The sequence below is a fragment of the Loktanella salsilacus genome, from assembly GCF_024206795.1.
Classification (GTDB): domain Bacteria; phylum Pseudomonadota; class Alphaproteobacteria; order Rhodobacterales; family Rhodobacteraceae; genus Loktanella; species Loktanella salsilacus.
In genome coordinates this window covers 1,117,347-1,130,712 of the sequence record NZ_CP072994.1, presented here as the reverse complement: position 1 = coordinate 1,130,712, position 13,366 = coordinate 1,117,347, and the positions used below count along the sequence as shown (strand labels likewise).

Here is a 13,366-nt window from a genome sequence, read left to right as displayed (position 1 = left end):
TCCGGCGCGTGGCCCCTTGTATTGTGGCCGCGCGCTAGCCGCACAGCACATCTTGTGCTAAGGTGCTTGGGGCGGACTTCTCCACAAAAATATACAATTTGGGTCCGGCGGCGGGCTGGTCTATGACCAGTGAACGCGTGCGGGGGCATCGCGGACATGTAAATGGGGACAGGGATCAGATGAACGAGATCAGCACTTTTAACGCGACCGGCACGAACGAGGCCACCGTGGACGCCATGCCCCATTCGATCGAGGCAGAGCAGCAGCTGCTGGGCGCGATTCTGACGAACAACGATATTTTCGACCGCATCGCCTCTGTCGTCGGCCCGCAGCATTTCTATGACCCCGTCCATGCGCGCATCTTTGACTGCGCCGCCGCGCGGCTTGCCAAGAACGCGCTGGCCAGCCCCGTCACGCTGAAATCCTACATGGAAGACGACGAGGGCCTGGCCGAACTTGGCGGCGGTGCCTACCTCGTGCGCCTTGCCGCCAGCGCGACCTCTGCTTTCGCCGCGCGGGACTACGCGCAGATGATCTATGATCTGGCGATCCGGCGGCAGCTTATTCAGGTCGGGCAAAGTATCTCGGCCAAGGCGTCAAAGGTCGATGTCTCGTCCGAACCCAAGGACCAAATTGTCGAGGCCGAACAGGCGCTTTACGCTCTTGCCGAAAGCGGCACAGCAGAAAGCGGCTTTCAGTCCTTCCTGCGCGCCGTCACCGACGCCGTGAACGTCGCCAACGCTGCCTATCAGCGCGATGGCGGCTTGGCGGGTGTCTCTACCGGTTTGATCGACTTGGATAAAAAGCTCGGCGGCCTGCACAAGTCCGACCTTTTGATCCTCGCGGGTCGTCCGTCGATGGGTAAAACCTCGCTCGCGACCAACATCGCCTACAACATCGCGAAGGCATATAAAAAAGGCATTCTACATGACGGCACCGAAGGCGCAGTCAACGGCGGCGTCGTCGGTTTCTACAGCCTCGAGATGTCGGCAGAACAGCTGGCCGCGCGTATCCTGTCAGAGGCGGCAGAGGTGCCGTCCGAACAAATCCGCCGCGGCGACATGACAGAGGTCGAATTCCGCCGCTTTGTCGATGCCGCCAAACAGCTGGAATCCTGCCCGCTGTTCATCGACGACACGCCCGCCTTGCCAATCTCTCAGCTGGCCGCCCGTGCGCGGCGGCTCAAGCGGACGCAAGGCCTCGACGTGCTGGTCGTCGACTACCTTCAGCTGGTGCGTGGCACGGGTCGGTCGGAAAACCGGGTGAACGAAATCTCGGAAATCACGATGGGCCTGAAAGCGATTGCCAAGGAATTGCAGATCCCCGTGATCGCCTTGTCCCAGCTGTCGCGTCAGGTGGAAAACCGCGAAGATAAACGCCCGCAGCTGTCTGACCTGCGCGAATCCGGCTCGATCGAGCAGGACGCCGACGTCGTGATGTTCGTGTTCCGCGAGGAATACTACAAGGAACGCGAAAAGCCCGGCGATCACGAGATGGACAAAATCTCGATCTGGCAAGAAGAGATGGAACGCCTGCGCGGCAAGGCCGAAGTCGTGATCGGCAAGCAGCGTCATGGCCCCATCGGCACAGTGGAACTGTCGTTCGAGGGTCGCTTCACCCGCTTCGGCAACCTTGTGAAGCCATGGCAGCAAGACGGCGGCGGCGGCGATGTCGGGTTTTAACACCCAATAGTAAGAGCCGTCTCTTTACAGGGCAGCGCTGCATCTGACGCCCCCCCTTCTTCTGGTCATAAATACCTTGCGGAGGTGTGGAGGCGCAAAGCCTCCACGCGGCCCGGCACGGGCCGCCCACGGCCCTGTCATTTGCAACCCCCGCCGGCGGCCCTATCTTGGTTCAAACCGCCGAAAGGGCCGCCATGACCGACGACACCCACCTGACCCGCACGCAGGCCCGCAATATCCGCAATGCCCGCGACCTAGAGGATCATGTCAGCTGGCTCGACAGCATCACCGGCACTGCGCTTGGCGTGCTGGCCGTGGCCTCTGGCATTTATACCTACCTTGGCGTGTCGTCCCTGCTGGATGACAACGGTGCGCTCTCTGTCTTTGCGGCGCTGGCCTATTCCGTCGCTGTCTCCGTCGGCATCTTCGTCTTCTGGTCCTATATGATGCGGCTTGTCCCCGCCGTGCGCACCGCAGGCGCGCGCATCGGCCTTGGCCTGTCGATGATCCTGGGCAGCCTTGCCATCGTCGCCATGTCGTCTTGGCTGAACGCCGCAGCCCTTGCCGGGGCTGCCGCTGTGGAACAGCACCTTGCGACAACCGTGCAGCAATACCAGACCGCGCTGGAACGCAGCGACGAGATTACCCAGTCAGCCCAATCGCTGGCCCGTGACGTCGCCCGCGTGCGGCAATCCTTCGATGACCTGAGCGAGCAAGAGGCCACCGGTCAGCTCTCTGGCTTTGCGGGCCAAGGTGCGGTCTTCCGCCTGCTGCGGCAAAAATCCGACGAACTTGCCGCGCTCGAGGCGCAGATCACCGCCCAGCAGCCCCTCGTCGAACAAGCCTTCGCGGAAGGCAACGCCAGCCTGTCGCGCATGCGCGCCCTGACCGTCGAGCAGGGCCCGGTGGAAGCCCGCTCTGTCCCCTTCTCTGAAGAGGCCGTGCGCCTTGCCAATGTGATCACCCAGCTGCGCCAGCTTTCTGTCGCGCCCTTGGTGAACCGCGCGGCGACTGACCTGACTGACGCCGTCGTGCTCCCCAGCCTTGACGGCTCCGACAGCGATACGCGCGCGGGCCAGCAAGCGACCATTGATTCGGTGCTGTCGGTCCTGCAACAACGCGCGCAAACCTTGCAGGCGGCGGCCCAAGACGTGCTATCGATGACACCGCCGCAGGAAATCAGCTACACACCGATCAGCGCGGCCGACGCGGTGATCCTTTACGCGGGCAATTTCATCCCCAGCTGGGCCGGCGCGATCGCGATTGACCTGCTGCCTGCTGTGCTGGTGCTCATCCTTGCGGTTACCCAAGCCGCCATCCGCACAGGCCGCGATGGCACCGCGGTCGAGGATTCGATGACCCTGTCAGAGCTGCGCGCCGCGATCACCGCGATCCGCGATATGGACACATCACTGGCGCGGTCAGAGCCTCGGACCCCGCCCGTGCCTCTCTCTGATGCGCCCGTCGGCACCCCGAAACCCGCCGCCCCAGACAACGCAACCACAGACGACACAACCACCTCATGACCGACATGCCCCCGCCGCTGCCCCATACAGCCAAAGAGCAGGCCCAAGCCGCGCCAAAATGGCCCGCCAGCCGTATGCTGCGCTGGATATTCGGCTTGCAACTGGTCTTCGCTGCGGTCCTGCTGGGCTCGGACATGCTGCGGGTGCTGCCGCAGCTCGCCTTCCCCTCCAGCGCGCCCGACATCACCCAGCCCCTTGGCCCCGGCGATCAAACCCGGCGCTATGACCCGGCACAAATCGACCCGCGCCCGGCCCGTCCCGGCTCGCGCCCGATTCCCACGACGACAGACATGCCGTCACGCCTGGAATTTATAGACGCCGTCTGGGACGGCCAGCCCGTCATCACTCTGACCGGCCAAATCGCCCCCGGCGACGCGGCCCGCTTTGCCGACTTTCTGACCACCGTCGACCCCGCCCCCACGCAGGCCTTCCTCAACTCCCCCGGTGGCTCGGTCCAAGACGCCCTCACCATGGGCCGCCAAATCCGCAACCTTGGCATCGGGGCGCGCATGACCGCCACCGACATCTGCCTCTCCGCCTGCCCCTACTTGCTCGCCGCAGGCACAACCCGCACCGTCGAGGACGGCGCGCTTGTCGGTGTGCACCAACACTATTTTGGCAAAAACACCGCCCTGCCCGCCTTTATGGCGGTTGAAGACATCCAACGCGGCCAGGGCGAGGTGATGGAATACCTGTCCGATATGGACATCGACCCGCTGATCATGCGCCACGCGCTTCTCACCCCGCCCGACGAAATCTACCTGCTTACCCCGGATGAAATGCAGACTTACAACCTGACCACTCCTGACTAATCGCAGCCCCCATCATCTTGCCACAAATACTCCCGCCGGAGGCATACGGCCTCCACCCCATCCGCCTTACTGATCGCCCCATTCCTCCCTTTTTCCCCAAATACTCCCGCCGGAGGCACACGCCCCCGCGAAAAACACGAAATCCCGCCTCTTGCCGCCGCACCCCTGTCCTGTCAAAAGATGCCGCATGAGCACTGGACACCTGACAATCGACCTTGCGGCCCTTGCCGCGAACTGGCGCAGCCTGAATGCATTGACGTCGTGCGAAACCGCCGCCGTCATCAAGGCGGACGCTTACGGCCTTGGCGCGGACCGCGTCGCCAAGGCGCTGGCCAAGCAAGGCGTACGCACCTTCTATGTGGCCATGGCCGAAGAAGGGGCCGCCGTGCGCGCCGCTGTTGGCGACAAGGCGCAGATCCGGGTGCTGACCGGGCACATGCGCGGCGACACCGATATGATCGCCGACCTGAACCTGACGCCAATTCTGAACACCATCGACCAGATCAACCGCCATTTCGAAGCGCTGCCAGATCATTCCTTCGGCCTGCAACTGGACACCGGAATGAATCGCCTTGGTCTGGAATGGGACGACTGGGCCGCCGTGGCAGAGGCCGCGCTGCGCCGCAAACCCGTTGTCGTCATGTCGCATCTGGCCTGCGCGGACGAGCCTGATCACCCGATGAACCCATACCAGCTGGATATTTTCCACCAAATGACCGACGGGATCACCACGCCGCGCAGCCTTGCTGCGACGGGCGGGATCCTGCTGGGGCCGGACTATCACTTTGATGAATGCCGCCCCGGCATCGGCCTTTACGGCGGCCTGCCGTTCGAGGATGCCCGCCCCGTCGTGCGCCTTGATCTGCCCGTCATCCAGCTGCGCGACCTAACCGCGGGCGAAGTCGTCGGCTACGGCAATTCGTGGCAAGCGGAACGCCCGACGCGCCTTGCGACCATCGCTGCGGGGTATGCCGACGGCTTGCTGCGCTCCTTGTCGCGCGGTGCAATGCTGTATCACGGCGACACGCCCTGCCCGCTGGTGGGCCGCGTGTCGATGGATTTGATCACGGTAGACGTGACCGATCTGAACGAGGATCCCGCCGCGCTGGCCTTTATCTGTGACGCGCAACCGGTGGACAGCTTAGCGCAAAGTGCGGGCACGATCGGCTATGAAATGTTGACCAGCCTTAGCCCGCGTTATTCGCGCCGCTACGTCGGCTAGGGCTGCCGCGATTCGGTGATTCCATCGCGTTATGGCTGACCTGATCGGCGGTATGCCGCAATTCTGCCATCTTATTGCCACAGTTCACGAAAAACTGCGGAAAAGCTGAACCTTAGATTGTTGCCGCTCAGCCGGACTTGCCTGCTGGCACAATCCGCAAAACAACAAGATCTCGCTCTATAGGCGAAAATGCGGCGCTCACATCGCCGCAAAGGACGGTCGCGTCGCCCGTCCGCCAGCCTCTCGTTTCCGCAGTGGAAACAATGGTGTGGACTGGCCGGAGCCAAAGCAGTGGACCTGCTTTGCAAATAGCCTATACTCCGAGTCCTGCGGAAGCCGAATTTGGTGACTTGACGGCTGGGTTTGGAACGATTCAGCTATGCCTATGATCCGCCCCGGCTTTCTTTCCTCAGCAGACCGCCTCGAGCTTGAGGCTTGCGTGCGTTGCCAGCGCGAGGACCACGGCATTGCCCGCCGGGCAAATGCGATCCTGCTGCTCGACGACGGGGAAAGCTGTGCTCGGATCGCAAAGTTTCTCTACTTGGACGACGATACCATCCGGGGCTGGCATAAAACCTTTCTGCAAGATGGTTGGGATGCGCTTGCTTTCGACGGCTGGAAAGGCGGTCAGTCCCGTATGACACAGGCACAGGAGGTTGCTTTATGCGCCTGGCTGGAAGCACGCTTCTGTCGCTCGACGGTCGAGATCAGGGCCCATGTCGCAGCTGAGTGCGGTCTGAACTATTCCCATTCTGGCTGCATCAAACTTCTGGCCCGACTGGGCTTTGAATACCGCAAGCCCAAGTCCCTGCCGCGCGTGGCATCAGCGGAAAAGCAGGCCGCTTTTATCGCATTATACGACCGCCTGATGCGTGAGTTACCAGCGGATGAAGCCGTCTACTTCGCCGATGCGGTGCATCCGGAATACCAGACCAAGCCTGCGTTTGGCTGGGTGAAAGTAGGATCAAATCCAGCGGTTCTCAGCACGGCAGGGCGCGGTCGTGTGAATATTCATGGGGCTGTGAACCTTGAAACCTTCGATGCACCCTTTGTCGAGCCCACAACCGTTGATGGCGTCAGTGCAGCACAGCTTCTGACCAAGATCGAAGTGCGCAACCCTGACAAGCGCATCATTCATGTCATCTGGGACAACGCGGCCTACCACAAAGGGCCCGATGTCAGAGCCTTCCTCGCCAGGGCAGCTTGCCGTATCCATCTGATCCAGCTGCCGCCTTACTGCCCTCATCTCAATCCCATTGAGCGGCTTTGGGCCGTCTTGCATCAATACGTTACCCACAATCGCTACTACCCAAGTCAAAAGCAGTTCGCCGACGCCATCCTTGCATTCATGCGTGAAACCATCCCGCAGGAATGGACGAAGTTCCGCGACAAGGTCTCAGACAACTTCCGCGTCATAACCTACGAAAACTTTCGGGTTTTGAAGTAGTGGCGGTATAACTTTCAAATTATAGATTTATTCATGCTTATGCGACGGGACGGCGGCTTATGACCACTACTTTGCGCGACGTTGTGCGGCTGATGCACAGCCTCGCTCTTTTCACCGTGTCGTTCTTTGCGTTTTGCGCCATTTTCTACACCGTACTCTGCGCCCTTGGCGTCGCCGGCTGGCTGCAAATAGACGCGACGCTTGGCGGCGTGGCATATCCCAATGCAGGCCCGTGGATCCAAGGCGCGCTAACTGCGATTTTGGGCGCAATGGCGTTCTTCCTGCCCACCCATATGCGCATGATGAAGTTAGAAACCAGCCACCGCAATTTTCACATCAGTATGGATGACGTCGCGCGCGCCTATCACGATGTCCACGCCGCCGACCGCGCGGGGGTATTCACGCTTAGCTCTGAATTTGATGCCGTACGCGAACGCCTTGCCTATCTGCGCGACCACCCTGACCTGCCGCAGCTTGAGGCCGGCGTCATGGAAGTCGCTGCGCAAATGAGCGTGCAAAGCCGTCATCTGGCCGAAGTGTATTCCGCCGAACGTGTCGCCCGCGCCAAAGCGTTTCTGCGCCAGCGCCAGCAGGCCGCAGAAGAGCAGCAAGAGCGGATCATGGAAGCCCTGCACATCTGCGAACAGATCCGCACGTGGTCCGAACAGGTCGAGATTGAGGAAGCCCGCGTCGCCAGCCAGCTCACCTATCTGGACGACCGCCTGCAAAGCACCCTGCCCCTGCTTGGCTACGCGCTGGAACATGACGAATCGCTTGATGCCGCCGTGCTTCAGGCAGAGGTCGAGCGCCGCGCGCAGCGCAGCGCCGGCGGGACCAATATCGTGTCCCTGCCGCAAAAGCCGGCTGCCGAATGACCGTGCCCGTCTGGCTGCGCGGCCTTAATCTGGCGCTGCTGATCCTGTTCCCGCTGTCATGGTTCGCGCCGCTGTTGCGCGCGGGCCTGCTGCCGCTGTTCGGCCTGTCCGACATCAGCGTCGTCTCTGGCCTGCAAAGCCTGTGGCCTAGCGATCCGCTGCTGGCTTTACTCGTGACCGCGCTAGCCCTATTCGCGCCCATGCTCAAAACCATCGGGCTGGCGCTGATGCACCATGATTTACTTAGCCCGCGCCTGCTGCCTGCGCTGGCCTGGGCTGGCAAACTGGCGATGGCGGATGTGTTTTTGATTGCTCTGTACGTGGTGATCATCAAGGGCGCGGGCATCGGACGGGTCGAAACCGCATGGGGCCTATGGCTGTTCACCGGATGCATCCTTGCGTCCATCATGGTGTCCGGCCTAACGCAGCGCTTTATATCCAAGCACTGACCCGCGCGGCCCCCGTTGCAACTGCTGCAATTCCGGTCCAAAAGGTGAACATGGCCAAAGATCTTGCATTCACCTGTTCCGCCTGCGGCGCGTCGACCAGTAAGTGGTCCGGCAAATGCGAAGCCTGCGGCGCATGGAACACCATTCACGAGGATACCGGCCTTGCCGCCGGTCCCAAGAAAACCTCCATCGGCGGGCGGCGGGGCAAAACGCTCAAGCTGACCGACCTTGCCACGCAAGAGGCCGCACCGCCCCGCACCCTTGCGGGCGTGGACGAGCTGGACCGCGTGCTGGGCGGCGGCTTGGTCAAGGCGTCTGCCCTGCTGGTCGGCGGCGATCCAGGGATCGGCAAATCGACCCTTATGCTGCAGGCCGCCGCCCGCTTTGCGCGCAATGGGCTTAAGGTCATCTATGTCTCTGGCGAGGAATCGAACGCGCAAGTCCAGATGCGCGCACAGCGGCTGGGTTTAGAGAAAAGCCCCGTCATGCTCGCCTCTGACACCAATCTGCGCGACATCCTGACCACGCTAGAGGCGGAAAAAGCCGATCTGACGATCATCGATTCGATTCAGACGATGTGGGCGGACCATGTCGATTCGGCCCCCGGGTCCGTCAGCCAAGTCCGCACCTGCGCGCACGAGCTGACGACCTTTGCCAAAACCCACGGGATGTCGGTCATCATGGTCGGCCACGTCACGAAAGAAGGTGCCATCGCGGGCCCCCGCGTGGTCGAACATATGGTCGACACCGTGCTGTATTTCGAAGGCGAGCGCGGCCACCAGTTCCGCATCCTGCGCAGCGTGAAAAACCGCTTTGGCCCCGCAGACGAGATTGGCGTGTTCGAGATGACAGGCAAGGGTCTGGCAGAGGTGCGCAACCCCTCTGCCCTGTTCCTGTCCGAACGCGGCGAGCCTGCGCCGGGATCGGTCGTTTTCGCAGGGATCGAGGGTACGCGCCCCGTCTTGTGCGAAATTCAGGCGCTGGTCGCGCCCAGCCCCCACAGCCAGCCCCGCCGGTCGGTTGTTGGCTGGGACGGCGGGCGTTTGGCGATGATTATGGCTGTGTTGGAATCGCGCTGCGGCGTGCCGTTCACGGGGCTTGATGTCTATCTGAACGTCGCGGGCGGCCTGCGGATCAGCGAACCTGCCGCCGATCTCGCGGTCGCCGCCGCCCTTGTCAGTGCCCGAGAAGACGCAGCTTTACCCAAAGAAGCCGTTATTTTTGGGGAAATTAGCCTGTCTGGTGCGCTCCGTCCCGTCATTCAGACGGAAAATAGATTGAAAGAGGCGCAAAAACTTGGTTTTACCTCGGCGATCATGCCGCGGCTTCCGAAAGGGACCGGGGCTGCCGGACTAGAGCTGCGTGAAATGCAGGATCTGGCTGGTTTCGTAGAACAGGTCTTTGGCGCACGCCAAGGCTGACCCCGGGGGGACATCCATTGGAAGGTTTCACAATCATCGACGCCGTTGTCGCTGGTATTATCGTGATTTCAGCGCTGCTGGCATATAGCCGCGGTCTGATGCGCGAAGCTATGGCGATCGCAGGTTGGATCGGTGCCACGGTTCTGGCGTTCATTTTTGCGCCGCAGGTGCAGCCGCTGGTCAAACAGATCCCGGGGCTGGACAGCTTTATCGGTGACAGCTGCGAATTGTCGATCATCGCGGCCTTTGCCGCCGTGTTCGCCGTGGCGCTGGTCGTCGTGTCGATCTTTACGCCGCTGTTTTCCAGCGTCGTTCAGCGCTCTGCCCTGAACGGGCTGGACCAAGCTGCGGGCTTTTTGTTCGGTGTGTTCCGGGGCGTGCTGCTAGTGGCGGTTGCGTTCTTTGTCTACCAGACTGTGCTGTCCAGCCAGAACGTCGCCATGGTGGACAACAGCCGCTCTGCTGTTGTGTTCAGCAACATCACTGGCAAGATCGCAGAGCGCGACCCAGAAGCCACGCTGTCTTGGGTTACCGCCCAGTATCAGCAGTTGGTTGGTGAATGCGGCGCGCCGGCAGAATAATCCGGCACACCCTTTAGCTTACGATGCGGCGGGTCCTGTAACGGGGTCCGCCGTTTGTGTTTCAACCTCTTCGGCATGATGGACTTCATCCGCTGCGCCAAGGAAGTTGCTAACGATCTCCATCCCCTCGACGTTGTCGGCGACAACCTTGAACACCACAAGGAACGGCACGGCGACCAGCGCGCCGGCGATGCCCCACAGCCACCCCCACAGCACCACCGTCAGGAACACGGCGACGGTGTTCAATTCCAGCTTGCGGCCCAGCAGCGTGGGGGTGACAAAGTTGCCTTCAATCGTCGTCAGGGTCAGATAGGCGGCGGGGATCAGCAGGGCATAACCAAAGCTGTCGAAGGTGATGATCGACAAGGCCCCGACCATCAAGACGCCAGTGATCGCACCCAAATAGGGCAAGAAGTTCAGCAAGAACGCCGCGATTCCCCAAATATAGGCATAGGGCATGCCCAGCAGCGTCAGCGCCGATCCCACGCAGATCCCAAGACCTGCGTTAATCAGGGCGATGGTCAGCAGATAGTGGGACACCCGCCGCTCAATGTCGTAAACCATGGTCAGGGCGCGTTTCTTGCCGCTCATAGTCTGGAACGACTGCACCAGCTTGATGTAAAACATATTGCCCGACGACAGCAGGAACACCGCCAGCACCAGCGCCACAGCCGTGGTCGCACCGATGGTGCTGATCACATCCATTGCGCTGTCGATCAAGGTCGGCTGCTTGACGACAACCTCTTGCACTGCGGGGTCCGTGCCAGCCATGCTCGCCACATCCTCACCGGCCTGACGCACATGTTCAAGCTGCCGGAAGACGCCGCTGAGCTTGGTTTGCAGTTCGTCCCCCATCGTGCCGGCCGTATCCATCCAGCCAACAATCGTGCCCGATGCAAAGTAAATGACAGCGCCAACGGCCACTGCAATCATGCCAATCAGAACAACCGCCGAGGCCCAATGCGGAATGCCGATCCGCGCCAACCCGCGCGACAGCGGTGACAGGGTCAGGGCGATCAAAAAGCCCAATAGGATCGGCAACAGCAGATCCTTGGCAAAATAGCAGGTCACAAACACCGCGATCAAAAGGATCACGTTTAGGCTGCGACGGATCGCTTCAAGGTGGGTTGCGCGTTTCATCAATGCCCTGAGGTTGGTTTTAAAATGCGGCAAAACGCGCCGGGTGATTTACTTGTTATACCTGCTTTAACGCGGCATCGCGACGCAGGTTCCGTCCCTGCCACAGATCATGCCAAACAGCCCAATGCGCCGCCGCATCGCCGCGCTGCGGCAATTAAATGCGTCCGCACACCCCGACGTGTGTATCAGTCTCGTGACACGGCCCCGCTTACGCGTTAAGACCCCCGCAACTTCCCCGGATTCGGAGCTGCCCCGTGCCAGAAGCGACCTCCCCGCGCGACACCACCTTGGCGAAGGATTTGCCAAGCCATCCCTTTGATATTGATGCGGACAGCGACAAGCTGCGCGAAGAATGCGGGGTCTTTGGCGTCGTCGGCGTGACAGAGGCCAGCAACTTCATCGCGCTTGGCCTGCACGCGCTGCAACATCGCGGCCAAGAGGCTGGCGGCATCGTCACCTACGACGAGACGAGCGGCTTTAATCAGGCCCGCCGCATGGGCCTTGTCCGCGATAACTTTACCAGCGCTGACATGATGGCCATGCTGCCCGGCGAAGTCGGGATCGGCCACGTCCGGTATTCCACCGCCGGACACAAGGGTCAGACGGCGATCCGCGACGTGCAACCCTTCTTTGGCGAATTTTCCATGGGCGGGGCTGCGATTGCCCACAACGGCAACATCACCAACGCCGTCGCCCTGCGCAAAGAACTGATCGAGCGCGGCTCGATCTTTCAAAGCTCGTCCGATTCCGAGTGCATCATCCACCTGATGGCCCGGTCCATGGGCCGCACCATCCCCGACCGCATGGAAGAAGCCCTGCGCAAGGTCGAAGGCGCGTTTTCCGTTGTCGCCATGACCCGGTCCAAGCTGATCGGCTGCCGTGACCCGCTGGGCGTGCGCCCATTGGTGCTGGGCAAACTGGGCGATGGCTGGGTGCTGGCGTCGGAAACCTGCGCGCTTGATATCGTGGGTGCCGACTTGATCCGCGAAATCGAACCGGGCGAAATGGTCGTGATCAGCGCGGAAACCGGCGTGCAGTCGCATTTCCCCTTCCGCCGGGCCAAATCGCGGTTCTGCATCTTTGAACACGTGTATTTCAGCCGCCCAGACAGCATCCTTGGCGGCCGGTCCGTCTATGAAACCCGCGAAGCGATTGGCCGCGAGTTGGCGAAAGAATCGCCCGTCGATGCCGATCTGGTCTGCCCCGTCCCTGACAGCGGGACCCCTGCGGCCATCGGCTTTTCGCTGGAATCGGGCATTCCCTATGCGATGGGGATCATCCGCAACCAGTACATGGGCCGGACATTTATCGAGCCGTCAGAGCAGATCCGCAACATGGGTGTGCGTCTAAAGCTGAACGTCAACCGCGCCCTGATCCGCGGCAAGCGCGTGATCCTTGTGGACGACAGCGTTGTGCGCGGCACCACCAGCCAAAAGATCAAGGAAATGATCCTAGAAGCTGGCGCCGCAGAGGTGCACTTCCGCATCGCGTCCCCGCCGACGCAGTGGCCGTGTTTCTATGGCGTCGATACGCCAGAGCGTGAAAAGCTGCTGGCCGCCCGTATGACAGAGGATGAGATGCGCGATCATTTGGGCGTCGACTCGCTCAAGTTCATCTCGATTGACGGTTTGTACCGCGCGGTTGGCCAATCTGGCGGCCGCGACGCCAAGTCGCCGCAGTATTGCGATGCGTGCTTCACGGGTGAATATCCCATCACCCCGACCGATATGATCGAACGCGGCTTCAAGACAAAGGTTGCGGCCGAGTAAACGCGGCAAACACATTTGCGTCAGGCGCGGCAGCATCGGCTAAGCCTTGCCAACCGGACCTGCGCCGCTGGCGGACAATCGCACAACAAAGGGCTGCCTTCGGGCGGCCCTTTTCATTTGCCGCTGCACATCGCATCGCTGCCGCTTCACTGCAGGATACGCAATGTTATGACTACTACGACCGACGTCGGCCAAATGGCCAAAAGCAAGGCGCAGCTTCAGCTTGATAGCATCGCCGTCATTGGCCTGTTCACGGGCCCGCAAGGCGACAGTGCCTTGCTGCGGATGCGCGATGGCGCGATCCAAAAAGTCGCGGCAGGCGACAAGGCCGCCGGGCTGACGGTATTGGCCATCGATGATGCTGCAGTCACCCTGCGCGACAACCGGGGTCAGACCTTTCGACTTGGCCTGCCCGGCGACGCCTGACGCCACTTTACAGACC

General features: G+C 61.4%; 12 protein-coding genes. 11 read left to right on the top strand and 1 reads right to left on the bottom strand.

Going from position 1 to position 13,366, the window contains the following annotated elements; translation table 11 throughout:
- The first annotated feature begins 179 nt into the window (after window positions 1-179).
- The 9 genes from KBW81_RS05665 (at window position 180) to KBW81_RS05625 (ending at window position 10,015) form a co-directional block, all read left to right on the top strand.
- Window positions 180-1,682 (top strand): replicative DNA helicase, encoded by a 1,503-nt coding sequence (locus tag KBW81_RS05665; protein ID WP_090184162.1) that lies wholly within the window; start codon window positions 180-182, stop codon window positions 1,680-1,682.
- Window positions 1,683-1,876: 194 nt separating this feature from the next.
- Window positions 1,877-3,208: a hypothetical protein gene (locus tag KBW81_RS05660; RefSeq protein ID WP_254248631.1), complete on the top strand. Its 1,332-nt coding sequence runs from the start codon at window positions 1,877-1,879 to the stop codon at window positions 3,206-3,208.
- Window positions 3,205-4,020, top strand: a complete 816-nt coding sequence (locus KBW81_RS05655) for a COG3904 family protein (RefSeq protein ID WP_254248630.1) — start codon at window positions 3,205-3,207, stop codon at window positions 4,018-4,020. Before KBW81_RS05660 ends, KBW81_RS05655 begins: the two co-directional genes overlap by 4 nt.
- A gap of 187 nt (window positions 4,021-4,207) precedes the next feature.
- On the top strand, window positions 4,208-5,242 hold the full coding sequence (gene alr, locus KBW81_RS05650) for an alanine racemase (RefSeq protein ID WP_254248629.1): 1,035 nt from the start codon (window positions 4,208-4,210) through the stop codon (window positions 5,240-5,242).
- A gap of 385 nt (window positions 5,243-5,627) precedes the next feature.
- Complete coding sequence (locus tag KBW81_RS05645) at window positions 5,628-6,689, top strand: IS630 family transposase (RefSeq protein ID WP_254246941.1); 1,062 nt, start codon at window positions 5,628-5,630, stop codon at window positions 6,687-6,689.
- Window positions 6,690-6,748: 59 nt separating this feature from the next.
- Window positions 6,749-7,564, top strand: coding sequence for a DNA repair protein (locus tag KBW81_RS05640; protein ID WP_254248628.1), 816 nt, complete (start codon window positions 6,749-6,751; stop codon window positions 7,562-7,564).
- On the top strand, window positions 7,561-8,013 hold the full coding sequence (locus tag KBW81_RS05635) for a paraquat-inducible protein A (RefSeq protein ID WP_254248627.1): 453 nt from the start codon (window positions 7,561-7,563) through the stop codon (window positions 8,011-8,013). Before KBW81_RS05640 ends, KBW81_RS05635 begins: the two co-directional genes overlap by 4 nt.
- A gap of 50 nt (window positions 8,014-8,063) precedes the next feature.
- Window positions 8,064-9,434 carry a DNA repair protein RadA gene (radA, locus tag KBW81_RS05630; RefSeq protein ID WP_090184174.1) on the top strand — a complete coding sequence of 457 codons (1,371 nt, stop codon included), beginning with the start codon at window positions 8,064-8,066 and terminating at the stop codon, window positions 9,432-9,434.
- A gap of 17 nt (window positions 9,435-9,451) precedes the next feature.
- Window positions 9,452-10,015 (top strand): CvpA family protein, encoded by a 564-nt coding sequence (locus KBW81_RS05625; protein WP_090184177.1) that lies wholly within the window; start codon window positions 9,452-9,454, stop codon window positions 10,013-10,015.
- 18 nt (window positions 10,016-10,033) lie between these two features.
- Here KBW81_RS05625 and KBW81_RS05620 read toward each other — a convergent pair whose 3' ends face one another.
- Complete coding sequence (locus KBW81_RS05620) at window positions 10,034-11,155, bottom strand: AI-2E family transporter (protein WP_090184179.1); 1,122 nt, start codon at window positions 11,153-11,155, stop codon at window positions 10,034-10,036.
- Between the two features lie 287 nt (window positions 11,156-11,442).
- Between KBW81_RS05620 and purF the strand changes: the two genes are divergently transcribed.
- Window positions 11,443-12,924 carry an amidophosphoribosyltransferase gene (gene purF, locus KBW81_RS05615; protein WP_254249008.1) on the top strand — a complete coding sequence of 494 codons (1,482 nt, stop codon included), beginning with the start codon at window positions 11,443-11,445 and terminating at the stop codon, window positions 12,922-12,924.
- 168 nt (window positions 12,925-13,092) lie between these two features.
- Entirely contained in the window at window positions 13,093-13,350 is a 258-nt protein-coding gene (locus tag KBW81_RS05610; protein WP_139222565.1) for a hypothetical protein, read from the top strand.
- The last annotated feature ends 16 nt before the right edge of the window (window positions 13,351-13,366 follow it).

Bases quoted from the DNA above. Each gene is read 5' to 3' on its own strand.
- KBW81_RS05635 (WP_254248627.1), top strand. From the start codon at position 7,561: ATGACCGTGCCCGTCTGGCTGCGCGGCCTTAATCTGGCGCTGCTGATC.
- alr (WP_254248629.1), top strand. From the start codon at position 4,208: ATGAGCACTGGACACCTGACAATCGACCTTGCGGCCCTTGCCGCGAAC.
- KBW81_RS05665 (WP_090184162.1), top strand. From the start codon at position 180: ATGAACGAGATCAGCACTTTTAACGCGACCGGCACGAACGAGGCCACC.
- KBW81_RS05655 (WP_254248630.1), top strand. From the start codon at position 3,205: ATGACCGACATGCCCCCGCCGCTGCCCCATACAGCCAAAGAGCAGGCC.
- KBW81_RS05620 (WP_090184179.1), bottom strand. From the start codon at position 11,155: ATGAAACGCGCAACCCACCTTGAAGCGATCCGTCGCAGCCTAAACGTG.
- KBW81_RS05640 (WP_254248628.1), top strand. From the start codon at position 6,749: ATGACCACTACTTTGCGCGACGTTGTGCGGCTGATGCACAGCCTCGCT.
- radA (WP_090184174.1), top strand. From the start codon at position 8,064: ATGGCCAAAGATCTTGCATTCACCTGTTCCGCCTGCGGCGCGTCGACC.
- KBW81_RS05645 (WP_254246941.1), top strand. From the start codon at position 5,628: ATGATCCGCCCCGGCTTTCTTTCCTCAGCAGACCGCCTCGAGCTTGAG.
- KBW81_RS05610 (WP_139222565.1), top strand. From the start codon at position 13,093: ATGACTACTACGACCGACGTCGGCCAAATGGCCAAAAGCAAGGCGCAG.
- KBW81_RS05660 (WP_254248631.1), top strand. From the start codon at position 1,877: ATGACCGACGACACCCACCTGACCCGCACGCAGGCCCGCAATATCCGC.